Origin of the sequence: Qipengyuania sp. (genome assembly GCF_965277845.1) — a bacterium.
Classification (GTDB): Bacteria; Pseudomonadota; Alphaproteobacteria; order Sphingomonadales; family Sphingomonadaceae; genus Qipengyuania.
The window spans coordinates 917,491-941,225 of sequence record NZ_OZ255844.1; the positions used below are offsets into that span (position 1 = coordinate 917,491).

The 23,735-nt window shown below is 64.1% G+C and carries 24 protein-coding genes; 5 read left to right on the plus strand and 19 right to left on the minus strand.

Translation table 11 applies throughout. The features are described from left to right. Positions 1–64: 64 nt before the first annotated feature. The 4 genes from ACQY4G_RS04485 to ACQY4G_RS04500 all read right to left on the minus strand — a co-directional run bounded on the left by ACQY4G_RS04485 (position 65) and on the right by ACQY4G_RS04500 (position 4,039). A complete protein-coding gene (locus ACQY4G_RS04485) occupies positions 65–970 on the minus strand; it encodes an Hsp33 family molecular chaperone HslO (protein WP_421993306.1) in 906 nt (301 codons plus the stop codon). Between the two features lie 52 nt (positions 971–1,022). Continuing rightward, positions 1,023–1,949 (minus strand): ornithine carbamoyltransferase, encoded by a 927-nt coding sequence (gene argF, locus ACQY4G_RS04490; protein ID WP_421993308.1) that lies wholly within the window; start codon positions 1,947–1,949, stop codon positions 1,023–1,025. Between the two features lie 11 nt (positions 1,950–1,960). Further along, on the minus strand, positions 1,961–3,148 hold the full coding sequence (locus ACQY4G_RS04495; protein ID WP_421993310.1) for an aspartate aminotransferase family protein: 1,188 nt from the start codon (positions 3,146–3,148) through the stop codon (positions 1,961–1,963). A 144-nt stretch (positions 3,149–3,292) separates the two neighbouring features. After that, on the minus strand, positions 3,293–4,039 hold the full coding sequence (locus ACQY4G_RS04500; protein WP_067691762.1) for a cold-shock protein: 747 nt from the start codon (positions 4,037–4,039) through the stop codon (positions 3,293–3,295). Between the two features lie 245 nt (positions 4,040–4,284). Here ACQY4G_RS04500 and ACQY4G_RS04505 point away from each other — a divergent pair, with 245 nt between their 5' ends. Next, a complete protein-coding gene (locus tag ACQY4G_RS04505; protein ID WP_067691764.1) occupies positions 4,285–5,106 on the plus strand; it encodes a TerC family protein in 822 nt (273 codons plus the stop codon). Then, positions 5,103–5,543 carry a TIGR01244 family sulfur transferase gene (locus ACQY4G_RS04510; protein ID WP_421993312.1) on the plus strand — a complete coding sequence of 147 codons (441 nt, stop codon included), beginning with the start codon at positions 5,103–5,105 and terminating at the stop codon, positions 5,541–5,543. Before ACQY4G_RS04505 ends, ACQY4G_RS04510 begins: the two co-directional genes overlap by 4 nt. Here ACQY4G_RS04510 and ACQY4G_RS04515 read toward each other — a convergent pair whose 3' ends face one another. Next, positions 5,544–6,965, minus strand: a complete 1,422-nt coding sequence (locus tag ACQY4G_RS04515) for an amidohydrolase (RefSeq protein ID WP_421993314.1) — start codon at positions 6,963–6,965, stop codon at positions 5,544–5,546. A gap of 62 nt (positions 6,966–7,027) precedes the next feature. Here ACQY4G_RS04515 and ACQY4G_RS04520 point away from each other — a divergent pair, with 62 nt between their 5' ends. The 3 genes from ACQY4G_RS04520 to ACQY4G_RS04530 are packed head-to-tail and all read left to right on the plus strand — an operon-like array spanning position 7,028 to position 9,988. After that, positions 7,028–7,432, plus strand: coding sequence for a hypothetical protein (locus ACQY4G_RS04520; protein ID WP_067691770.1), 405 nt, complete (start codon positions 7,028–7,030; stop codon positions 7,430–7,432). Between the two features lie 5 nt (positions 7,433–7,437). Next, the gene (locus ACQY4G_RS04525; RefSeq protein ID WP_421993316.1) at positions 7,438–8,376 is read left to right on the plus strand and encodes a sterol desaturase family protein; all 939 of its coding nucleotides are present in this window, start codon (positions 7,438–7,440) and stop codon (positions 8,374–8,376) included. A gap of 25 nt (positions 8,377–8,401) precedes the next feature. Next, positions 8,402–9,988, plus strand: a complete 1,587-nt coding sequence (locus ACQY4G_RS04530) for a GMC family oxidoreductase (protein WP_421993318.1) — start codon at positions 8,402–8,404, stop codon at positions 9,986–9,988. Positions 9,989–10,125: 137 nt separating this feature from the next. On the opposite strand, the gene ACQY4G_RS04535 is transcribed toward ACQY4G_RS04530, so the two are convergent. From ACQY4G_RS04535 to rpmI, 14 genes are all read right to left on the minus strand, one after another. Further along, on the minus strand, positions 10,126–11,460 hold the full coding sequence (locus ACQY4G_RS04535) for an ammonium transporter (RefSeq protein ID WP_291168188.1): 1,335 nt from the start codon (positions 11,458–11,460) through the stop codon (positions 10,126–10,128). Positions 11,461–11,474: 14 nt separating this feature from the next. After that, the gene (locus ACQY4G_RS04540) at positions 11,475–11,813 is read right to left on the minus strand and encodes a P-II family nitrogen regulator (RefSeq protein ID WP_067691785.1); all 339 of its coding nucleotides are present in this window, start codon (positions 11,811–11,813) and stop codon (positions 11,475–11,477) included. Between the two features lie 155 nt (positions 11,814–11,968). Further along, positions 11,969–12,658, minus strand: a complete 690-nt coding sequence (locus ACQY4G_RS04545; protein WP_428483094.1) for an endonuclease/exonuclease/phosphatase family protein — start codon at positions 12,656–12,658, stop codon at positions 11,969–11,971. Positions 12,659–12,665: 7 nt separating this feature from the next. Further along, a complete protein-coding gene (locus ACQY4G_RS04550) occupies positions 12,666–13,223 on the minus strand; it encodes a pyridoxamine 5'-phosphate oxidase family protein (RefSeq protein ID WP_421993322.1) in 558 nt (185 codons plus the stop codon). Beyond that, the gene (locus tag ACQY4G_RS04555) at positions 13,223–14,095 is read right to left on the minus strand and encodes an alpha/beta fold hydrolase (protein WP_291168194.1); all 873 of its coding nucleotides are present in this window, start codon (positions 14,093–14,095) and stop codon (positions 13,223–13,225) included. The genes ACQY4G_RS04550 and ACQY4G_RS04555 overlap by 1 nt, the downstream gene beginning before the upstream one ends. A gap of 37 nt (positions 14,096–14,132) precedes the next feature. Further along, complete coding sequence (locus ACQY4G_RS04560) at positions 14,133–15,653, minus strand: peptide chain release factor 3 (RefSeq protein ID WP_421993324.1); 1,521 nt, start codon at positions 15,651–15,653, stop codon at positions 14,133–14,135. A gap of 105 nt (positions 15,654–15,758) precedes the next feature. Beyond that, positions 15,759–16,511 carry an SDR family NAD(P)-dependent oxidoreductase gene (locus ACQY4G_RS04565; protein ID WP_421993326.1) on the minus strand — a complete coding sequence of 251 codons (753 nt, stop codon included), beginning with the start codon at positions 16,509–16,511 and terminating at the stop codon, positions 15,759–15,761. Further along, the gene (gene pheT / locus ACQY4G_RS04570) at positions 16,508–18,898 is read right to left on the minus strand and encodes a phenylalanine--tRNA ligase subunit beta (protein ID WP_421993328.1); all 2,391 of its coding nucleotides are present in this window, start codon (positions 18,896–18,898) and stop codon (positions 16,508–16,510) included. The genes ACQY4G_RS04565 and pheT overlap by 4 nt, the downstream gene beginning before the upstream one ends. After that, positions 18,895–19,995, minus strand: a complete 1,101-nt coding sequence (gene pheS, locus ACQY4G_RS04575; protein ID WP_421993330.1) for a phenylalanine--tRNA ligase subunit alpha — start codon at positions 19,993–19,995, stop codon at positions 18,895–18,897. The genes pheT and pheS overlap by 4 nt, the downstream gene beginning before the upstream one ends. 63 nt (positions 19,996–20,058) lie before the next feature. Then, positions 20,059–20,982 carry a helix-turn-helix domain-containing protein gene (locus ACQY4G_RS04580; protein WP_421993332.1) on the minus strand — a complete coding sequence of 308 codons (924 nt, stop codon included), beginning with the start codon at positions 20,980–20,982 and terminating at the stop codon, positions 20,059–20,061. A 76-nt stretch (positions 20,983–21,058) separates the two neighbouring features. Next, complete coding sequence (locus tag ACQY4G_RS04585; RefSeq protein WP_421993334.1) at positions 21,059–21,958, minus strand: helix-turn-helix domain-containing protein; 900 nt, start codon at positions 21,956–21,958, stop codon at positions 21,059–21,061. A 106-nt stretch (positions 21,959–22,064) separates the two neighbouring features. Beyond that, positions 22,065–22,910: a helix-turn-helix domain-containing protein gene (locus ACQY4G_RS04590; RefSeq protein ID WP_234002351.1), complete on the minus strand. Its 846-nt coding sequence runs from the start codon at positions 22,908–22,910 to the stop codon at positions 22,065–22,067. A 144-nt stretch (positions 22,911–23,054) separates the two neighbouring features. Continuing rightward, positions 23,055–23,414: a 50S ribosomal protein L20 gene (rplT, locus tag ACQY4G_RS04595; RefSeq protein WP_067691817.1), complete on the minus strand. Its 360-nt coding sequence runs from the start codon at positions 23,412–23,414 to the stop codon at positions 23,055–23,057. Between the two features lie 23 nt (positions 23,415–23,437). Further along, positions 23,438–23,641, minus strand: a complete 204-nt coding sequence (gene rpmI, locus ACQY4G_RS04600) for a 50S ribosomal protein L35 (protein WP_067693021.1) — start codon at positions 23,639–23,641, stop codon at positions 23,438–23,440. Between the last annotated feature and the right edge of the window lie 94 nt (positions 23,642–23,735).

Genomic DNA, 23,735 nt, shown 5'->3' on the forward strand with positions numbered 1-23,735 from the left:
GCCCGTGATTCGTTTTCAATACACCACAAGCGCGATGAACTGTTGTATAACAACGACACGCCGTTCAGATTTCGATCCCGAACTGCTTCGAGCAGAATGCACAATCGACCAGCACGATCCCGTTTTCGTCGCGCATTTCGACTCGCTGTTCCTCGGGAAAGCGCGCGAGGACGTCGCGATAGTGCTCAACCGAACAACGGCATCCGCGCGCAATGGTTGCACCGTGCTGTACGCGAACCTCTTCCTCTTCGTGGAACAAACGCCATGCGATCGCTTCCAGCGACAGTGCCGGATCGAGCAGCTCGTCATGGCGCAGCGAGCCGGCAAGGATCGCGACATGCTCCCATTCGGGATGATCGAGCTTGGCATGGAGGCGTTCGCGACCTTCCTCGCCCTCTGGCAGGTGCTGGATGAGTAACCCGGCGGCACGCACACCATCCGCATCCGAGCGCACTGCACAGCGGATCAGCGTGGGCACCTGTTCGGATTGGTAGAAATATCGCTCGCAGGCTTCGGCCAGACTGTCACCCTCCAGCGGTACGATGCCCTGGTAACGCCCCTTGCCCCTGGCAAGATCGAAGGTGATGGCAAGATAGCCCTTTGCGAACAGCGCAAAGAGCGAAGGGTTCGCGCCCAGTTCCGCAAGCCGGGCTTCGTCGAACTCGACATAGCCGCGCAGCTCGCCGCCCTTGTAATCGCATACCAGCAGTCCGACCGCACCGGCTTCGGTCTGGGCCTGCATGGTCACCTGCGATCCATCGTCTTTGACCAGTCCGCCCATCAGCACCGCAAGCACCAGCGCCTCCGCCAGCAAATGCTTGATCGGCGGCGGATAATCGTGCGCGGCAAGGATTTCGTCGAGCGTGCTGTCGAGGCGAACGAGACGGCCACGCGCATGACGCGCCGGGATGGTGAATGCGAGCAGGCGACCCGAATAGGTCTCTTCGGTTTTGTCGGGAGTAGCGTCCATCGCCGCCATATGGGGCAGACCCGGTCGAAATGTTAGAGTGCGTTCACTCCGCTCAAATTTTCTCCAAGCACCACAGCAGCACCGATTTTTGCGCGTGGATGCGATTCTCGGCTTCGTCGAAGACCACCGATTGGTCGCTCTCGAACACGTCTGCGGTAACCTCCTCGCCGACATGGGCCGGGAGGCAGTGGAGAAATTTCGCATCGGGCTTGGCAGCACGCATGAGCTCACCCGAAACCTGGAACGGCGCCATTGCCGCGAGCTTGTCTTGCGCATGCTCCTGCCCCATCGAAACCCATGTGTCGGTCACGACGATGTCGGCGTCCGCGACCGCTTCCCGCGCGTCGTTGGTAAGCGCCACAGTGGTCCCTGCCGAGCGCGCCATGTCCACGAATTCCATCTCGGGTTCGTAGCCCTGCGGCGTGCCGATCCGCACATTGAACTTCATCAGCCCGGCAGCCTCGAGGATCGAGTGCAGGACATTGTTGCCATCGCCCAGCCAGGCAAGTTCGAGACCGGGCAAAGCCTTGCCCTGTTCGATCACGGTCAGAAGATCCGCGACGATCTGGCAAGGATGCGAGCGGTCGGTCAGGCCGTTGATCACGGGCACGCTGGCATGGCGCGCCATCTCCAGCGCCTTTTCGTGATCGTCGGTGCGCAGCATGATCGCATCGACCATGCGGCTGAGGACGCGTGCGGTATCGGCGATGCTCTCGCCACGGCCCAGTTGGCTGGTCCCCGATTCGAGGATCAGCGCGGAGCCGCCGAGCTGGCGCATGGCCATGTCGAAGCTGACCCGCGTCCGGGTCGAATTCTTCTCGAAGATCATGGCGAGCACATGGCCCGCCAGCGGCGCGTCGGCATCGGGCTTGCCCTTGGGCCAGCCGACCCTCGCCGTCTTGCGGTCCTGCGCGTCGTTGATCATGGCGGCGAGCGCATCCCCGCCCGCATCCGAAAGGTCGAGGAAATGCCGCATCACTTCGCCCTCACTCAGCTTGTCGGAATGTAACTTGCCGCGCCGTCCGACAGCTTTTCGAAAAACTCGTCGAATTCGGCATCGCCCGCCACCAGCGGCGGAAGCACCCGCAGCGTATTGTCGCCAGCGGCCACGGTCAGCAAGTGGTGGTTGTCGCGCAGGTGGACGAAGAAGGGCCGGCTTTCGACCTTCATCTTGATGCCCAGCATCAGCCCCTTTCCGCGAACCAGTTCGAACAGTTCGGGGTAATTGCCGATGAACTGCTCGAGTCGTGTGCGCAGGCGCTCGCCCTTCTCGGTCACTTCGGCAAGGAATTCGTCATTGGCGACGGCGTCCATCACCGCCATGCCGGCCGCCATCGCGAGCGGGTTGCCGCCATAGGTCGAACCATGCGCGCCGAATCCCATGCCACGCGCCGCCTTCTCGGTCGCGAGGCAGGCGCCGAGCGGAAAGCCGCCGCCGATGCCCTTGGCGGTGGCCATGATGTCGGGCTCGATGCCGTAATGTTCGTAGGCGTAGAGCTTGCCGGTGCGCGCGACGCCGCACTGGACCTCGTCGAAAACGAGCATGAGGTCATTCTCGTCGGCGAGCTGGCGCAGGCCGCGGATGAACTCTTCGCTGCCCGGACGGATGCCGCCTTCGCCCTGGATCGGCTCGACGAGGAAACCGGCAGTCTTCTCGCTCAGCAGCGACTTGGCATGCTCGAGATTGTCGAACTCGGCATATTGGAACCCGGCCAGCAGAGGCAGGAAGCCCTTGTGCATCTTCTCCTGGTTGGAGGCGCTGATCGTCGCCATCGTGCGGCCGTGGAAAGCGTTGGTGAAGGTGATCAGCTCGGTGCGGTTGGCATCGCCATCATCGTGCTGATGATAAGCGCGCGCGGTCTTGATCGCCGCTTCGACCGCCTCGGCTCCGGAATTGGTAAAAAAGACGGTGTCGGCAAAGGTCTTGTCGACGAGCCGCTGCGCCAGTTCCTCACCCTGAGGGCTTCCATAGAGGTTCGAAACGTGCATCAGCGTTTCGGCCTGCTTCTGGATCGCACCGATCAGCCCGGAGTGACTGTGCCCCAGCAGGTTGACTGCGATCCCGCTGGCAAAATCGAGATAGCGCGTGCCGTCCTCGTCGATCAGGTGGCAATGTTCGCCCTTGACGGGGCGGACTCCGCAGCGCGGGTAGACAGGCATCAGCGGCGAAATCGACATGGGTCCTCCAGCGGCACCTCTTTCGTGGGTGCATTTGCGGTTGAAAGACAAATGGCGGTCCCTCGCGGGAACCGCCATCTGCGTGTTTGCCAGCGATCTATTGCGTCTCGTGCGCCGGGTCAAACCGGATCGCGCGGGCGCCCCTCAGTCCTGAACGGGAACGAGGTTGACCGCCGAATATTTGCCGCGTCGGTCGACTTCGAGATCGAATTCGTAGCGCTCGCCCTCGTTGATGCCGGCGAGACCGGAGCGTTCGACCGCGCTGATGTGCACGAAGGCATCGGGCTGGCCATCGTCGCGGGTAAGGAATCCGAAGCCCTTCATCGAGTTGAAGAACTTGACCGTCCCGGTCGCTTTCTCGCCGGTGAGTTCGCGGCGCGGCGCACCGCCGCCCGCATCGCCCCCACGCGACTGCACCGGGATCACGTCGCCGACGACCTGCAGGTCCTGTGCGGAGACCTTGCCGCCGCGATCGACGAGATTGAATTCCAGCTCCTGTCCTTCGGCCAGACCTTCCAGGCCAGCACGCTCGACAGCGCTGATGTGGACGAAAACGTCCTCGCCGCCGCCTTCCTGCTGGATGAAGCCGAAGCCCTTCTGGCTGTTGAAGAACTTCACCGCACCCTTGCCGGTACCGACGACCTGCGCGGGCATGCGATTGAAACCGCCGCCACCGCCGCCGCGATTGCCACCGCCGAAACCGCCGCCGCGGTTTCCGCCGCCATAGCCACCGCCACGGTCGCCACCCCGGTCACCGCCGCCGAAGCGATCGTTCTGGAATGCTTCGTGGGGTGCGAAATCGGCTGGCGGGCCACCGAAATTGTCGAAACCGTCTTCGCCGAATCCGTCGCGCTTGTCCTTTCCGCGGCGGCGCCCTCTGTCGTAACCCATAACTCGAACAATACCTTGTCGTGCAGCCCGTCATCCAAACCTCACCGGCACAAAGGACTGCTTCCGCACCGGTGCGGGCGGGCACGAAACCCTCCCTGTGCATTCGTCATAGCGTGAAAGAAGGCTATGCGCGAATGATTTAGCTGTTATGGCCAGCAAACCGCAAAAATGTGACATTTTCGCATAGAGCAGGTTGCGCGTATGATGGCTTGAACGCAGCGGAAGGGTTCGGCAGAGGGTCATCGATGGAATATCTGGCCCTGCTTTCCGACCCGGCCGCCTGGTTGGCCCTGCTCACTTTGATCGCGCTCGAAGTCGTCCTCGGAGTCGACAATCTCATTTTCATTGCGATTCTGTCGAACAAGCTTCCCGTACACCAGCAGCAGCGGGCGCGCCGGATCGGGCTGGCGCTGGCGCTGGTCATGCGCATCGGGCTGCTGATGCTTATCGGCTGGCTGGTGACGCTGCAGACCCCGCTGTTCGATCTCGGCATCACCGGCCCTCCGGTGGAAGGGACGAACAAGGTGAGTTTCGAGACCGCCTTCTCGGGACGCGACCTGATACTGCTGGTCGGCGGCCTGTTCCTGCTGTGGAAAGCGACCAAGGAAATCCATCACTCGATGGAACCGGAAGACGATTCGGGCGACCTGCTCGACAAGACTCCGGGCGTTGCCGATGCCGCAAAGGCAACCTTCGGCACGGTGATCGCGCAGATCGTCGCCATCGACATCGTCTTCTCGGTCGATTCGATCCTCACGGCGGTGGGGATGACCAACGAAATCCCGATCATGGTCACGGCGGTCGTCATCACCGTCGGCATCATGATGGTCGCCGCCGATCCGCTGGCCAGATTCATCGAAAAGAACCCCACGCTGGTGATGCTCGCCCTCGCCTTCCTCGTGATGATCGGGCTGGTTCTGATCGCCGACGGCTTCGGCTTCCATGTGCCCAAGGGCTATATTTACGCCGCAATGGGCTTTTCGGTCGGCGTCGAAATCCTCAATATCATGCAACGCAATCGCCGGGCAGCAGCGAAGCTGGCCAGCGCGCAGGGAGAGGCCCGATGAGCGAATTTCGCAAACTGTCCGACGATTTCTACGCCAGCCCTCAGGTCACCCCGCAGGAAATCTCCGAAGCGGCGGCGATGGGCGTTACGCTGGTGGTCAACAACCGGCCCGACGGCGAGGCGCCCGACCAGCCGCCGGGCGCGGATATCGAGGCCGCCACGCGCGCAGCGGGCATGGACTATCTCGCCATCCCGATCGGCAGCGCGGGTTTCAGCGAACCGCAGGTCGAGAAACTGCAGGACGCTCTCGCCGGCGCCGAGGGACCGGTCCTCGGCTTCTGTCGGTCGGGCACGCGTTCGACGTTGCTCTGGTCTCTTGCCCGCGCTCGCACGGGCGAGGACCCGGAGGCGATCAGCGAGGCGGCCGCATCGGCCGGTTACGACGTCAGCCCGGTGCGCCCGGCGATGGACATGTTCGCCGCCCGCACGCGTGAGTGATCAGCGGCGATAGTCGAGCGGCGGCTCGCGGTCGCCGAGCAGCGATTCGTAAACGTAATCCTCGCCGCGGGCCGCAACGAATTCGGCCTTGGCCGTCTCGCGCAATTGCGGGTTGGTGTAGAGTTCGACCGCTGCGAGCACCATTGCCTTGGCCGCGTGCTGCGTGCCCTTGATGCCATAGCTGTGCCCGCTCGCGGCGACCGCCTGCCAGCTATGCGCCGCAGTGCCCGGGACCCAGGCGGCGGTGCGCACGCTGACCGTCGGTACCGCCCGGCTGACGTCGCCGACGTCGGTCGAGCCGTAGCCGGTGAGTACCGCATAATCCTCGACCGCCTGCGCCTGGGTCAGCTCGGGTGCATCCTCGCCAAAGCTTTCGCTGATAGTCGCGGCCCATTCGAGTTCTTCGGCCGTATAGACGATCGGTTCGAGCTGGCGCAGCTTCCTGTCCATCATCAGCTGGAGCGATTCGAGCGGCAGCGTCGGGTTGTTGCCGTGGATGATCTCCCAATCGACCTGCGTTCCCGTACCCATTGCCGCGCCCTTGGCCGCCGCCTCGATCCGCGGCCACAATGCGCGCACCTCGTCGGCATCCGAATGGCGCACGTAATAGAAGACCTCGGCGAAATCCGGGACGACGTTGGGCGCCGCGCCGCCGCTGGTGATCACGTAATGGATGCGCGTGTCCATCGTGGTGTGCTCGCGCATCATATTGACCATCATGTTCATCGCCTCGACCCCGTCGAGCGCCGAGCGACCGCGTTCGGGCGCACCGGCGGCATGCGCGGAGACGCCGCGGAAGCGGAACTTGCCCGAACGGTTGGCGAGGCTCTTGCGCGAGGCGGCCGAATTGCGATCCGCCGGGTGCCAGTCGATCACGAAATCGGCATCGTCGAACAGGCCCGCACGCGCCATGTAGACCTTGCCCGAACCGCCTTCTTCGGCAGGCGTGCCGTAGAGGCGGACGCGGCCCGGCGTGTCGGTCGCCTCGAGCCAGTTGCGGATCGCGATCGCAGCGCTCAGCGATCCCGCGCCGAACAGATTGTGCCCGCAGGCATGGCCCACATGCTTGCCCTCGATCGGGTCGCGCGTCGGGGCGGTCGACTGGTTGATGCCGGGCAAGGCATCGAATTCCGCGAGCAGCCCGATCACCGGACCGCCCTCGCCCCACTCGGCGACGAAGGCGGTCGGGATGTCCGCCACGCCGGCGCGGATCGAAAAGCCCTCGCGCTGCAATTCGTCGATCAGCAGCCCGCTCGATTGCGTTTCGAGATAGCCCAGTTCGGCAAAGTCCCAGATCTGCTGCGCGACGCGCTCGGTGCGCTCCTGCTGCGCTTCGACCTTGGCGATCGGTTCGGCGTCGTTCGCGAATGTCGGCGTGACAAACGCCGCAGCTCCGGCAGCAAGCATGACAAAAGACTTCATCGGCATCTCCCTGTTATGTCCTGCTTGCCGCAAAGCGGGCAGCGTGCCAATCCTTTGGCAAGATGGATTTGCCGCCCGCCCTTCTGCAGTTCCTCGGCTCGCTCGTGGCCATTCTTGCGCTTGCCGGTTTGGCCTATTGGCTCAAGCTCGGCCCCGCCCCGCGCCTCGATAGCGAAGATGCCGCGCGCCTTGCTGCCGACGAAGCGGTCAGCGGATACGAACCGGTCGCGATCGGCCTCGATCGCGAAGGCCGGGGGGCGGTGATGCGCGATGCGGCGGGGCGCGTTCTGCTGCTGCGCCGGCACGGCGTACATTTTGCCGGACGCCTTCTGACGCCTGCGGCCCGCGCACGCGCGCAAGGCGAAGCGCTGGTAGTCGACACGGCGGAGAAGCGGTACGGCGCGGCCCGCCTGCTGCTCGATGATCCCGCGTCTTGGGCGAAAGCGATAGAGGCGCTAGAAGGCTGATCGCAATGCCCGATTTCTCCCCCACCGAATACGCGGTGCCCGGCTTCGTTGCGCTGGTCCTGATCGAGATGATCTGGGCCTGGCGCAAGCGCCCCACGGCCTACGAACCCAGGGACACGCTCACCAGCCTCGCCTTCGGCCTGGGCAGCACGGTGTCGGGCCTGTTGTTCGGGGGCGCGTTCTTCGCGCTGTTCCTGTGGGTCTGGCAGTTCCGGCTGTTCGATATTCCGTGGAGCTGGTGGGCCTTCGCGCTGTGCTTCGTGCTCGACGATCTCAAATATTACTGGGTCCATCGCTTCGGCCACCGCGTGCGCTGGTTCTGGGCGAGCCATGTGAACCACCATTCGAGCCAGCACTACAATCTCAGCACCGCGCTCCGGCAGACCTGGACCGGGTTTCTCACATTGGGATTCGCCTTTGCGCTGCCGCTGGTATTGCTCGGCTTCCATCCGGGGATGATCGCCATCTGCGCGGGCTTCAACCTGATCTACCAGTTCTGGATCCATACCGAGGCGATCGACCGCATGCCGCGCTGGTTCGAGGCGGTGATGAATACGCCGAGCCACCACCGCGTCCACCATGCGACCAACCCGCGCTATCTCGATCGCAATTATGCCGGCGTGTTCATCGTCTGGGACAAGATGTTCGGCACGTTCGAGCCGGAAACCCGCGACGAGAAAATCCGCTACGGGATCGTCAAGCAGCTGGGCAGCTTCAACCTGGTTTGGGCGGTGTTCCACGAATGGATCGGTATCGTGCAGGACATGTGGCGCGCGCCCTGGAGGCACAAAATGTCCTATCTCCTGCGCGAACCCGGCTGGACGCATGACGGTAGCCGCGAAACTTCCGACCAGATCCGCGAGCGCTGGCTCGAACGGCGGGGACAGGCGGAAAAATCCGTTTCATTCGAAAACCGGATTGCAGACGAAGCCGAGGCTGCCTAACCTCTCGCACAAGAGAGGAGAAATCATGGACGAATTCGATGTCATCGTGATCGGTGGCGGCAGCGCGGGCAGCGCCGTATCCGGACGGCTGGCCGAGGCCGGCAAGAGCGTATGCCTGCTCGAGGCGGGGCCGCGCAACGACACCATGCTGGTGAAGACGCCGGGCTTCATGCCCTTCCTGCGCGATTCCTCGAACTACCGGTACGAAACGGTGCCGCAAAAGGGGCTAAATGGGCGGACCGGCTACCAGCCGCGCGGTCGCGGGCTGGGCGGATCCTCGGCAATCAACGCGATGATCTACATTCGCGGGCACCAATGGGATTACGACAATTGGGCCGAGGTCGGCTGTAGCGGCTGGAGCTACGACGACGTATTGCCCTATTTCAAGCGCGCCGAACACAATGTGCGCGGGGCCGACGAGTTCCACGGCGCATCGGGTCCGTTATGGGTCAGCGACCAAAAATGGCCCAACCCTGGCAGCCTCGCCTTCGTCGAGGCGGCTGCCCAGCTGCAATTGCCGCGCAATCCGGACTTCAACGGCGCGAAGCAGGAAGGCTTCGGCATCTACCAGGTGACGCAAAAGGACGGCGAACGCTGGTCAGCCGCGCGCGCCTATGTCGAACCCAGGCGAGGCTCGAAGAACCTCGACGTGCGGATCGGGGTGAGCGTCCAGCGGCTCGAGATCGAGGACGGACGCGTATCCGGTGTCACCTATAGCGTCGGCGACAAGCAGCGCACGGTAAAGGCACGCGGCGCGGTCGTGCTCTCGGCAGGCGCGTTCAATTCGCCGCAAGTCCTGATGCTTTCGGGCATCGGCCCGGCGACGCATCTGAAGGAACATGGCATCGACGTCGTTCTCGACAAGCCGGCGGTCGGCGACGATCTGCAGGACCATATCGACTATGTTTCGAGCTGGGAGACCGAGAGCAAGGACTTCATCGGCAGCAGCCTTGCCGGGACCGTCCGCATGGCCAAGGCAATCGTTGAGCACCGGCGCAAACGCACCGGCATCATGACCACCCCCTATGCCGAGGCAGGCGGATTCTGGAAAGTCATGCCCGGCGCGCCGGCACCCGATGTGCAGTGGCATTTCGTCCCCGCCATGCTCGAGGATCACGGCCGCACCAAGGTCAAGGGCCACGGCTTCTCGCTCCATGCCTGCGTGCTGCGTCCCGAAAGCCGCGGGACGGTGCGCCTCGACGGGCGCGATGCGCGTCAGGCCCCGCGGATCGATCCCAATTTCCTCGACGACGAACGCGACATTGCGACCCTGCGCGAGGGGGTCAGGCTGTCGCACCGTATCGCGTCCTCACCCAGCCTGGCGAAGTACCAGCCACAGGATCGCTATCCGATAGATCTCGACGACGACGCGCAGCTCGACGAGCTCATTCGCAACCGCGCGGACACGGTCTATCACCCGGTCGGCACCTGCCGCATGGGTTCCGACGCGGATGCCGTGGTCGACCCGACGCTCAAGGCGCGTGGCATCGAGGGGCTCTATGTCGCCGATGCCAGCGTGATGCCGCGGCTGGTCTCGGGCAATACCAATGCCCCGAGCATCATGATCGGCGAACGCTGCGCCGATTTCGTCAAGGATGCGCTGGCCGCGTAACGCCCGTCCTCACAAAGCAAAAAAAGGGCCGGAGAACGAATCTCCGGCCCGAGTAAGTCGGTGTTCGCAGGAGGAACACGGTTGGGCGGGGGCACCGGAAGAGAGAGGAGAGAACGGCGCCCCCGCCGAGCTTGCGATCAGTTGGCCCGGGCGAATTCCGGGTAGGCTTCGATCCCGGTTTCGCCGATATCGAGGCCGGTCATTTCTTCGTCTTCGCTCGGGCGGACACCGATGGTGACCTTGAGCGCGAACCAGACGATGGCGGAAGCAGCGGAGACCCACACGGCGGTCAGCAGCACGCCGACGGCCTGGCCGGCGAAGGTCGCATCGCCCGTCCACGGCACGATCATCGTGCCCCAGATGCCGGCGACCAGGTGGACCGGGATCGCGCCGACCACGTCGTCGATCTTGAGCTTGTCGAGGATCGGTACGAAGATCACCGGCAGCAATCCGCCGATGCCGCCGATCAGGATCGCCTGGCCGACCGTGGGTGCGAGCGGCTCGGCGGTGATCGCCACCAGCCCCGCCAGCGCGCCGTTGAGCGCCATGGTGACGTCGGCCTTCTTGTAGCGCAGCTGCGTCGCGATGATCGCCACCACTACGCCTGCCGCGGCAGCCATGTTGGTGTTGACGAAGATCTTCGACACGTCGGAAACGTCGCCCACCGTGCCCATCGCGAGCTGCGATGCGCCGTTGAAGCCGAACCAGCCGAGCCACAGGATGAAGGTGCCGAGCGTCGCCAGCGGGATGTTGGTGCCGGGGAAGACATTGACCTGTCCTCCAGGCCCGTAGCGCCCGAGTCGCGGCCCGATGATCAGCGCGCCGACCAGTGCGGCCCAGCCGCCGGTCGAGTGCACCAGCGTCGAGCCGGCGAAGTCGGAGAAGCCCCACTCGGTGTCGAGATAGCCCGCACCCCATTCCCAACTGACCACCACCGGATAGATCACGGCGGTGAGCACGGTCACGAAAATGAAGAACGGCACGATCTTGATCCGTTCGGCCACCGTGCCCGACACGATCGAGGCGGTGGTGGCGCAGAACACCATCTGGAAGAACCAGTCGGAAGCGACCGAGTAGCCGGTCTCGAGATCGGCCTCGCCCACGCCCTGCATGCCGTAGGGCCCGCCGGCGATGCCGAACAGCGCGCTCGAGGCCTCACCATGCGGATAGGCGATGTTGTAGCCGATCACCCAGAACATCAGGCCGGCGATCGAGTAGAGCCCGATGTTCTTCAGGCACTGGGTCGACGTGTTCTTCGCGCGAACCAGCCCGGCTTCGAGCATGGCGAAGCCGGCGGCCATCCACATGACGAGGAAGCCGCCGATCAGGAACAGCAGAGTGTTGAGGATGTAGCCGGTGCCGCCGCCGACCGCGTCGGCAGCCGGTTCGGCCACCTCTTGGGCAAGCGCCGGTTCGGCAAGGACGAGAGCCGCGAGCGTGAGCGGCGCGGCACGGGAAAACAGTCGGGTCATTGGTCGGGGCCCCCTCAAAGCGCGGTGTCGCCGGTCTCGCCGGTGCGAATGCGCGTGGCGGTGGCGAGGTCGAATACGAAGATCTTGCCATCGCCGATGGCTTCGGTGCTGGCGGTTTGCTGGATCGTCTCGACCACCTGTGGAGCCAGGTCGTCGCTGGCGGCGATCTCGAGCTTCACCTTGGGCAGCATGTTGGTCGAATATTCCGCGCCGCGGTAAATTTCGGTCTGCCCTTTCTGGCGGCCGAACCCCTTGACTTCGGTAACGGTCATTCCGGCCACCCCGATGCCCCCCAAAGCCTCACGGACTTCGTCGAGCTTGAATGGCTTGATGACTGCGATGATGAACTTCACGCCTTCACCCCCTGATGTGATCCGCCGGCCCAGTCACCGGCGTTCGCACATGCAGCAAAGTGCGTGCCAAACGCGTTCAAGGTAAGAATCGGCCACGCATCGCGACTGATGCGTAAATATATTGCCCAATCCTTAAGCGCGTGCCTATTTTTTCATCAGCTGGAGCGTCGCCACGACGGGCAGGTGGTCGGAAGCCACGGCCGAAAGCCCGGTGTGGTGCACTTCCGCCGACTTGCAGCCCAATGGCTGCTCGCAACTATCCGGTCGAGCGTGGCGACGGGTTGGCGGCTGGGATAGCTGCGTCCGGGGGTGAGGATCTGCCATCCGCCAGTGAACTCGCGCATTGCGCCGGTACGTCTGCCCCACTGGTTGAAATCGCCCATGATGACCGTGGGCCAATCGCCGGCGCAGCGATCGGCGAATGCGAGCAACGCGCGAATCTGGTCTCGGCGGCGCAGGCCCGACAGATCGAGATGGGTGCCGATCACACGCAGGCGGTGCCCCTCGACCACGATCTCGCCGCAGACGGCCCCACGCGGTTCGATCGTGGGAAGGTCGAGCGCCTCGCCCCCCAGGATTTCGATGCCTCTGCGCACCAGCAATGCATTGCCGTGCCAGCCGATGCTGCGCGGGCGCTTGGCCACCTCGACCACGCGCCAATCGGTGTCGTCGATTTCGGCGCGTGGAAGCACGCTCGCCCGCTGACCGATCCGGCGGTCGGCCTCCTGCAGCGCGACGATGTCCGCATCGATCTCGTGCAGCACGGTCAGGATGCGCTCGGGATCGCGCTTGCGGTCGAGCCCTACACCCTTGTGGATGTTGTAGCTGGCGAAGGTCAGCTGCACGTACGCGCTATTCGCCTGCGAGATAGCGGTCGGTCGGCCGCGTGGGCAGGCCGTCGATGCTCTTCGTGCGCCCCTGCGTCTTGGCAACCCATTCCTGCGGATCGGATTGGGCGTGCGCTTTCTTCAGCGTATGGCGCTCGTCGCGATAGTCCATGAAGGGCACACCCCAACCGCAGCTGGTCTGGACGCTTTCGACTGCGATATCGAAGATCTGCCGCGTTCCCGGCATCAGGTCGAACTGTCCGACCAGTTCATCCCAGCCATCGTCCTGCGGCAACACCGCCCGCCCCCTTCCGTAGATCCGCAGGATCAGCGCAGGCCGGTCGAAATTGCAGAACATCAGGGTTATCCGCCCGTCAGCGGCGAGATGCGCGTGCGTTTCGTTGCCCGACCCGCCGAGGTCGAGATAGGCGACCCTGTCGGGCGCGATTACGCGAAAGGCGTCGTAGCCCTTGGGGCTCAAATTGATGCGGGCATCTTCGGCGGCTGTGGCAACGAAGAAGACCGGCTGCTTGCCGATCATCGCGATATGCTTGTCGTCCAGCGCGTCGAAGAAATCGGCCATCAGAGAAAATCCCGTATCGTCGTCATGAAGCGGTCGAACTGGTCGTGGTGCAGCCAATGGCCGGCATTTTCGAACTCGATCACTTCGGCATTGGCAAAATGGTCGAGCCGCCCATCGCCTTCCGGGTTCGAGGCCCAGCTGTCGGCGCCGTAGAGCAGCAGCGTGGGTGCGGTGATCGCGGCCCAGGTCTGGTGAAGGAACCGATCGGCAATGTCCTCGACCGCCCAGACGTTGAGATGTGGGTCGAACTTCCAGCTGTAGGTGCCGTCCTCGTTGCGGTTGACCCCATGGATCGTGAGATGGCGCGCCTGTTCCTCGGTGAGGTAGCTGTTCTCCTCGATCATGCGCGCAAAAGCGGCCTCGATGCTCTCGTATTTGCGCGGGGAACGGCCCGAGGCAGCGCGCTTCTTGCCGATCCATTCGTTTAGTCGTTCGGGATAGGTCTTTTCGCGCATCTCCGCCTGCCGCTTGGGGCTTGGCCCCAACCCCTCGATCGCGACGATCTTGCTGACCATATCGGGAAAGGTCCCGGCATAGCGCAGCGAGACATTGCCGCCCATCGAATGCGATACGATGGTCACCGGCCCCACGCCGAGCTGATGGACCAGCTGCGCTAGGTCGTAGACCATGTCGTTGGCGGAATAATTGCCGTCTGAGACCCAGTCGCTGTCGCCATGGCCGCGGTGGTCCATCGCCACGACATGCCAATCGTCGCGCAATTGTTCGGCGACCCAGTCCCAGCTGCGCGCATGATCGCGCCCGCCATGGACCAATACCAGGGGCGGCTTTCCGCGATTTCCCCAGTCGAGATAATGCAGCCTCAGCCGCTGCGAGATGAAGGTCTGCGAAGTCGGTCCGGCGTGAAGCGTCATGGCGCTGCAATGCCGCCTTGCCGCGCCTGCCGCAAGCCTACCGCTCCTTCGTCGCCGAGAAGGTGAGGTCCGGGTTCTTTTCCTGCTGGTAGTTCACGTCCCACGGGCTCTTGGCCATGAAGACCAGGTCGCCATCGCGATCCTTGGCGAGGTTCGACAGGTTGAACTTCTCGAACTCGTTCATCGCCTTCTCGTCCCCCTTGATCCAGCGCGCGGTGGCGAAGGGCGAGGCTTCGAGCCTGGCCTCGACCTTGTATTCGGCGGAAAGGCGACTGATCAGCACGTCGAGCTGGAGCTGGCCGACCACGCCGATGATCCACTGGCCACCGATCTCGGGATAGAAGACCTGGATCACGCCCTCTTCGGAAAGGTCGTCGAGCGCCTTCCTGAGCTGCTTGGTCTTGGTCGGATCGACCAGTGCAACGCGGCGCAGGATTTCGGGCGCGAAATTGGGCAGGCCGGTGAAGCGGATCGCGTTCTTCTCGCTCAGCGTATCGCCCACGCGCAGCGTGCCGTGGTTGGGAATGCCGATAATGTCGCCCGGCTCGGCCGTATCCGCGACTTCGCGGTCCTGCGCGAAGAACAGGATCGGCGAATGGATCGCGACCGGCTTGCCGAGGCCCGACGGGGTCAGCTTCATCCCGCGTTTGAAGGTGCCCGAAACCTGCCGCATGAAGGCGATGCGGTCGCGGTGGTTGGGGTCCATATTGGCCTGCACCTTGAAGATGAAGCCCGTGACCTCGTCATGCGTCGGCTCGATCTGCTCATCGCCGGCGGGTTGCGGGCGCGGCGGCGGGGCGTATTTCGCGATCGCCTCGATCAGCTCGGTGACCCCGAAATTCTTGAGCGCTGAGCCGAAGTAGACTGGCGTGAGGTCGCCATTGCGGTAAGCCTCGAGATCGAATTCCGGATAGCCGATCTGCGCCAGCTCGATGTTCTCGGCGAAGCGCTCGGGGATCGCGGGATCGCAGTCGCGCGTGCCGGTAAATTCCTTTGAGGGGCCTTCGGGCCGCGCGACGCAGCCGGTGGCGAAGTCTAGCACGCCTTCAAACTCGCCGCCCATGCCCACCGGATAGGCCTGCGGGCTCACGTCCAATGCGAGCATGTCGGCGATCTCGTCGAGCAGTTCGAACACCGGGCGCCCTTCCCGATCGACCTTGTTGACGAAGGTGATGATCGGCACGCTGCGCAACCGGCAGACCTCGAACAGCTTGCGCGTCTGCGGCTCGATACCCTTGGCCGCGTCGATGACCATGATGGCGGAATCGACCGCAGTCAGCGTGCGATAGGTATCTTCGGAGAAGTCCTCGTGCCCCGGCGTGTCGAGCAGGTTGAAAGTGATGCCCTCGCGTTCGAAGGTCATCACGCTGGAGGTGACCGAGATGCCGCGCTGCTGCTCGATCTTCATCCAGTCGGAGCGCGCGCGCCTTGCCTGTCCGCGTGCCTTGACCTCGCCCGCCAAGTGGATCGCGCCGCCGGTCAGCAGCAGCTTCTCGGTCAGAGTGGTCTTACCCGCGTCGGGGTGCGAGATGATCGCGAATGTGCGGCGGTCTGACATATTCTCTTTTCCTACCCTCCCGTTCGCATCGAGCGAAGTCGAGATGCGTCCAGGTCAACCGTGTCTCGACTTCGCTCGACACGAACGGAGACGGGCGTTGATGGGTTAGTGGTGTTCGCGCGCGACGCGGAAGCCGGCGAAATCCTGGTTTACCGGCATCAGTTCGAGCCGGTTGATGTTGAGGTGCGGCGGCAGCTCGGCGATCCAGCGGATCGTATCGGCGATGTCCTGCCCGGTCATCGGGTCGGCACCGCGATAGAGATCGTCGCTCGCCTCCTGGCTGCCGGTGCGCACCAGCGTGAACTCGGTCTCGACCATGCCCGGCTCGATGCTGGTCACCCGCACGCCCGTGCCGTGGAGATCGGCGCGCAAAGCGAGCGTGAAGTGGTTCACGAAAGCCTTGGAGCCCGCATAGACATTGCCGCCCGGATAGATGTAGCTGCCCGCGACCGAACCGATGGTGATGATCGCGCCCTTGCGCTCGATCAGCGTGGGCAGCAGCTTGCGGGTGAGCACCACCATGGCCGTCACATTGGTGTCGATCATGGTCTGCCAGTCGTCGAGGCTGGCTTCCTGCGCGGGCGACAGTCCCTGCGCGAGGCCGGCATTGTTCACCAGCAGATCGATACCCGCTAACGCTTCGGGCAGTGCGGCGATGGCCGCGTCCATGGCTTCGGTGTCGCGGACATCGAAACAGGCGGCATGGACCTTGTCCGCGCCAAGCTCCTCCACCAGCGCGTCGAGCCGTTCCTTGCGCCGCCCGGTCGCCACGCAGCGCCAGCCGCTGGCGACGAGCGTGCGCACGGTGGCTTCGCCGATGCCTGCGGTTGCTCCGGTGACGAATGCGGTCCGGCTCATCCGCGCAACTCCGCACCCTGCTTGCCGGCGCTCGCGACCACCTTGTCCGAGATCGCCTTGATCTCGGCGTCGGTGAAGCTCTTCTCGCCCGGCTGGAGCGTGACTTCGACGGCGACCGACTTCTTGCCTGCGGGCACGCCCTGTCCTTCGAACACGTCGAACACGCGCGCCGAGACGATCGCTTTCTTGTCTGCGCCACGCACCGACTTCACGAGGTCGCCCGCCGCAAGATCGGCCGGGACTAGGAAGGCGAAATCGCGCGTGAGAGACTGAAGCGCGGGCGGCGCGTAGTGCGCACGCGCGAAGCCTGCCCCCTTTTTCGCCGGAATCGAATCGAGGAAGATCTCGACCGCCATCACCGGACCATCGACGTCGAAGGCCTTGAGCGTCTTGGGATGCAGCGCGCCGAAGCGGGCCAGCACGTTCTTGGGGCCTAGGCGCAGCGTGGCCGACTGGCCGGGGTGGAACTGGTCGCCCGCCTCGCCCATCACCATCAAATTGCCGACCGGTGCGCCAGCCGCCTCCAGCAGCGCCATGGCCTCGGCCTTGGCGTCGTAGGCATCGAAGCCCTGAGCCTTGCCCTGCGCCCAGCCGCGCGGCGACTTGTCGCCGGCGAGCACCACGCCCAGCGTCGGTTTCTCGTCGCTCGCGCCGCCTTTCCCGCGGAAGTAGCGTCGGCCGATCTCGAACAGGCGGCTGCCATCCGCGCCGCGGTCGGCATTCCGCTTGGCCGCAGCGAGCAGCCCCGGGATAAGCGAGGGGCGCATCGCCTTCATGTCTTCGCTGATGGGATTGTCCAGCACCCACAGCTCGGCGCCGTCGGCGAAGTGCTCGGCGTCGGCGGTCGGCAGGAAGGACCAGGTCACAGCCTCGTTGAGACCGCGCGCTGCCGCCGCACGACGAAGCTTGCGCTCCTGCTTTTGAAGCGGGCTGGCGGTCGGCTTCGCAACGCCTTCCGCGCGCGGAAGGGCGACGCTTGTCACATGGTCGAGACCGTGGATGCGCACGACTTCTTCGACCAGGTCCGCCGGACCTTCGATATCGTGGCGGCGCGGCGGGCAGGTCACCTGCCAGTCATCGGCGACGACGAAGTCGAGCGATCCGAGGATCGCGCGCTGCTCGTCCTGTGGCACATCGATGCCGCCGAGGCGCGAAGTGAGGTGCGGGTCGAAGGTGATGACCTTCGGCTCGGCCGGGGCCTCGCCCGCCCGCGCGACCTCGGTGGGCGTGCCGCCGCAGGTTTTGAGGATCAGCGACGTCAGGATCGCAAGGCCGTCGTCGAGGAAGGCCGGGTCGACGCCGCGCTCGAAACGCGTGCGCGCATCCGAGGCGAGGCCGAGCTTGCGACCCGTCACGCCGATCCGCTCGGGATCGAAATAGGCGATCTCGAGCAGCACATCGGTCGTCGCTTCGGTCGCACCCGAATGCTCGCCGCCCATGATCCCGGCAATATCGTGGACGTCGTTATCGTCGGCGATCACGGTCATGGTGTCGTCGAGCGTATAGGTCTTCTCGTTGAGCGCCTCGACTGTCTCGCCGTCATTTGCGCGCCGGGCCACTACGGGACCCGACAGCTTGGCGAGGTCATAGACATGCGCCGGACGCCCGAAGGCGAGCATGAGGTAATTGGTCGCATCGACCAGCGCCGAAATCGGTCGCTGACCCGCCGCGATCAGGCGGCGCTGCATCCATTCGGGCGAAGGCTTTGTATTGTCGACGCCGCGGATGACGCGGCCGTAGAAAGCGGGGCAGCCTTCCGGATCGTCGGTACGGATTTCGACAGGGCAGGCGCCCTCGCCCTCCATTGCGGTCACCTCGACCGGTTTGAATGTACCGAGGCCCGCCGCCGCGAGGTCGCGTGCGATGCCTTGAACGCCCATGCAATCGGGGCGGTTCGGCGTGATCGCTACATCGAACACCGGCGAGGCATCGTGATAGTCGGCGAAGGTCTGGCCGACCGGCGCATCCTCGGGCAACTCGATGATGCCATCGTGCTCCTCGCCCAGTTCGAGCTCGCGCACCGAGCACATCATGCCGTTCGATTCGACCCCGCGGATCGCGCTCTTGCGCAATTCCATGCCATTCGCCGGGACGACCGCTCCAGGCAGGCCCAGCACGCCCTTCATGCCCGCACGGGCATTGGGCGCTCCGCACACCACCTGCAGCGGATCACCCTCGCCCGTATCGACGGTCAGTACCTGCAGCTTGTCGGCATCGGGATGCTTGTGGGCGGTCAGCACCTTGGCAACGCGGAAACCGGCCAGCCTGTCCGCCGGATTCTCGATGCCTTCGACCTCGTGGCCGATCCGGTTGAGCGCGGCAGCGATGTCCGCCACGCTCGCATCGGTGTCGAGGAAGTATTTCAGCCATTCGAGCGAGAACTTCATGCGCTTGCTCCCACACCGGCCGAAAGGGTCGGCTGGTCGAAAGGCGAGAAGCCGTAGTGGTCGAGCCAGCGCTGGTCGCCGTCGAAGAAGGCGCGCAAATCGTCCATCCCGTATTTGAGCATGGCGAGGCGATCGACGCCCACGCCGAAGGCGAACCCCTGCCATTCCTCGGGATCGAGCCCGGCGAACTCGATCACGCGGGCATTGACCATGCCGCTGCCGAGCAATTCCATCCAGCCATGACCGGGCGCATCGCCGTCACCGCCGAGAACGCGGCGCCCCTTCACGTCCTGCCAGCCGACATCGACCTCGACCGAAGGCTCGGTGAAGGGGAAATAGGAAGGGCGCAGGCGCAGCACGATATCGTCCCGCTCGAAAAAGGCCTTGAGGAAAGTCTCCAGCGTCCATTTTAGGTGGCCGAGGTGGATATCCTTGTCGATGACGAGGCCTTCGACCTGATGGAACATCGGCGTGTGCGTGGCGTCGCTGTCGCTGCGATAGACGCGGCCCGGCGCGATGATGCGGATCGGTGCGCCCTGCTTGACCATCGAACGAATTTGCACCGGCGAGGTGTGCGTCCTGAGCAGCATGCGCCGCCCGTCGCTGTCGACGTCGGGGAAATAGAACGTGTCGTGCATGGCGCGCGCGGGGTGCGTTTCGGCCATGTTGAGCGCAGTGAAATTGTGCCAGTCGTCCTCGATCTCGGGACCGGTCGCGACCGAAAAGCCGAGGTCGGCGAAGATTTCCGCCAGCTCGTCCATCACCTGGCTGACGGGGTGCACGCTGCCCTTCGGCGATTCGTGCGCCGGCAGGGTGAGGTCGAGGCTTTCGGTTGCAAGCCGCGCTTCCAGTTCAGCATCCTCGAGCACTACCTTGCGCGCGGCGATAGCATCGGCGGTTTCGCTGCGCAGGCCGTTGAGCAGCGGACCCTGTACCTGCCGCTCTTCCGGCGTCATCTTGCCGAGCGTCTTCATCAGGCCCGAGATCGATCCCTGCTTGCCGAGGAATTCGATCCGCAACGCTTCGAGGGCGGCGGCATCGGGCGCACTTTCGATCCGCGTCAGCGCATCGGTCTTGAGTTGGTCGAGGTCGGTCATTCTGTCTGGCTTGGAAAAATCGGGGAAAGGTGCCCGCGCCCCCTAGCGGCAAGAGCGCGATTGCTAAAGCCCAGTTTCGGAATCGCCGGCTCGTGCAGGGCGATACAGCGCCTGCATGGTGACGCCGGCTTTGGCATTCGTGACGCTGACCGCAGCGGTGATGATCGGATGTGGCCGGGCTGCAAACTCGCTGGGCGTCATGCCCATCGTCGCACGGAAATCGCGGATGAAATGGGCTTGGTCCCAGTAATGCGTGTCGAGCGAGCCGATCCAGCGCATGGACGGATCGAGCATGTATTGGCCAAGGCTGCGCAGAAACCGCTGGCGCTTCAGCAGCGTGCGCGGCGGAAATCCGAAGTGGCGCTTGCAAAAGCGTTCGAAAGTGCGCGGGTTCATTCCCGCCTTGGAGGCGATTGGGGCGACCGAGGACGCGTCTTCCGAGAGGAAATCGAGGTGGACGGCGCGAACCGTTTTGTCGACTTCCGGCCGCTCGCCGAGCAAGGCGCGAAAGGTCGTATTGATGAGTGTCGCCGCACGTTCGACATCGTCGCCGTCTTCGCGTAGCTGATCGAGCATCGTCTGGAGCGGTTCAAGATCGGCCGAGCCGCCAATGTCGCCAAAGCGGTTCGTCATCTGGCTTGCGGGTGTGCCGATGAAGCGGACCCAACCGGCGGGCGTGAGGCCGATGCCCCAGAATTTCCCGCCACCGATGCGCAAATAGGTAACGCGGTCGGTCGGGCCCGAGATAACCGAAGGGACCACTCGGACGACCGGATCCTCCCCGATCGCAGCCTCGTACACTTCCGCTCGCCCGGTCCTGAGATTGCCCTCTTCCGGCGGCAGCCAATCTTCCACGATTACCCCATCGGCTATTTCGGTTCGGTAGTAGGCCGAAAGATAGGGAGCGAGATCGGGTGGCGGGCCGATGAGCCGCAGCTTCAAACCACCCGATTCGTAGTCGGTTACCTCCAGCGAAGATTTCTGCAATGCGCCCTTTCCTACCAAGTCTTCCGGCCCCTTGCCGCGACGGGCGACAGGCCGGTGCGAAAGCCATGGGCGCCCGTCATTCAGTCGGCGGCGGAGCAGGTTTGTGCAGGACCTGCATCGCCTCCCCCGCGATGGCCGTACGCGCATGCGCGGCGGCCATCAGGACCGGGTGCGGCAGCCGCGCATATTCCGTCGGCGACATGGCCATGAAGCGTTTGAAATCGCGCACGAAATGGGCCTGATCGTGATAATGGCTATCGAGCGTGTCGATCCATTTCAGAGACGGGTCGAGCATGAACTTGGCAAGGCTGCGGACGAATCGCTGCCGGCGAAGCAGCAGTTGCGGGCCGAATCCGAACATCCTGTTGCAGAATCGTTCCATCGTGCGCGTGCTCATGCCGAGGCACTGCGCCAGTTCGGTCACGTTGTGATAGCGTTGGTCGGTGAATGCCGCGCCGACGCGCTGCATCTCCGCCTCGCGCGCGGCGGGTGTGGCGAACAGCATTTTCAGCTCGCGTAGCATCGCATCGCGTTCCGCGATGATATCGTCGTTTGCGTCGGGAACGCAGGCGCACAGCGGCCGCAATCTTTCGAAAGCGGCGTCCACCTCGACATCGGCGTAACGATCGGCGTACTCGCTGGCCCGTGCAGCGGTCATCCTGGCCCAACCGAGCGGCAGGATTCCGATGCCCCACGATCTGCCTTTGTGCGCCCGGAAATGCGTGGTGATACTGGTCGGCCCCGCGATGACGGCGCGCGGAACCCGCTCGAGCGGCTTGCCCCCCATTCCCGCTTCGACGGTCCGGCCGGGAATGAGCCGGAGGTTCGCCCATTCGGGATGCAGCCAGTCTTCCACCGGCTCGTCCTCGGCCCCCGAGATTTCAAGGTGGTAAAGCGTCGTGACGAAAGGCCGCAGCTCCTCCGGCGGCAGGAAGAAGCGCAAAGCCACTGCGGAAGTTGCGCCCCCGACGGTCACTATCGCTTCGCCCTATGGCAGGCGCGCAATTCAAGCCTGTTCGAACCCATTGGAATCACGTCCCTCTTGGCCCGGCTAGCAGATTTCGTCGCTTCCGTCACGAGGATCAAGGAAGTTCGAGCGTCTGGGCGGGAGAGCCCCAGATCCGCTTGCGCTCGGCCATGAAGGCGGACAGGACGGGATGCGGCTGGGCCGCATATTCGCTTGGCGTGCAACGCATGAAGGCATGGAACTCGTGCACGAAATGCGACTGGTCGTGATAATGGCGGTCGATCACTTCCGACCAGCTTGCCCTCGGCTCGAGCATGAAGGCGGCAAGGCTACGCATGAGGCGCTGTCTTCGCAGCAGGAGCCGCGGCGAGAAGCCGAAATGCCGCGCGCAGGCGCGTTCGAGCGTGCGCTTGGACAGACCGCACCGTCGCGCGAAATCGTCAACCTGCAGCAGGCGCGGATCGACCATCACTTCGTGGATCTTCTGGATGCGACGGCTGTCGCGCGGAGGATCGGCCAATTGGCGGAAGAAATCGATCAGGTGGGCGAATTGCGCTTCGTCCGAATAGTCGCGCGAACACAGCGTGTCGCATAGCGGAGCGAACCGGGAGAACAGGGGCGACTTTTCTCCGTCGACGGCCGTATTGGTATGTTCGCTCGCATCGACACCGACAAAGCGTGCCCAGCCGAGCGGAAACAGCCCGGCGCCCCACATACGGGTCCGCCCGAGCGTGAAATGCGTGGGACAAGAGCTGGGGCCGGTCGCCTGAAAACGCGCCCCGCTTATCCGCGGTCCATCGGGAATTTCGGCAGAAGGCGGATTCTCGCTGAAGAACCGCAGATTGCACCATTCGGGCTGGAGCGAATCCTTCAGGACCTCGCCTTCGGGCAGGTCCACTTCGAGCCGGTAAATGGTCGAGAAGCAGGGTGCGAGATCGGCTGGTGGCGCAAAGAAGCGCACATCGATAAAATCCTGGCCGATCAGTCGCCTCCCCCAACTAGCTAGGTGATTATACCTAGTTGTGGGTTGGCGACAAGCGCCCCCGAAAGAAAAAGGGCACTCCGCGTAGGGAGTGCCCTTCTTAGCGAGCTACGGGTCGGGCAGTTAGGCGGGAAGCGCCTTCTTGGCCTGCTCGATGATCGCCTTGAAAGCCGCGGCTTCGTTCATGGCCAGATCGGCCATGACCTTGCGGTCGAGTTCGATGCCGGCGAGCTTGGTGCCGTGCATGAACTGCGAATAGGTCAGGCCTTCGGCGCGGACCGCCGCGTTGATGCGCTGGATCCAGAGGGCGCGGAAGTTGCGCTTCTTGATCTTGCGATCGCGGTAGGCGTACTGGCCGGCCTTCTCGACCGCCTGGCGGGCGATGCGGATCGTGTTCTTGCGACGGCCGCGATAGCCCTTCGCCTGATCCAATAGACGCTTGTGCTTCTGGCGCGTGGTGACGCCGCGTTTGATGCGAGGCATTTCGTATTCTCCTTAATTCGCGCTCAGTCGAGGCCGTAGGGCGCCCACTTCTTCACCGTCTTGCTGTCGGCTTCCGACAGGACGGTGGTGCCGCGGTTCTGGCGAATATACTTCGCATTGTGGCTGATCAGGCGGTGGCGCTTGCCGGCCACACCATGCTTGACCTTGCCGGTTGCGGTGATCTTGAAGCGTTTCTTCACACCGCTCTTGGTCTTCAGCTTGGGCATTTTCATCTCCTTGTGAGAGACACGTCGCGCCAGCCCTGGCAGCCCTTACGGCCAGACCGGCGGTGATTCACGTGTCGGTGAAGGCCGCGCACTT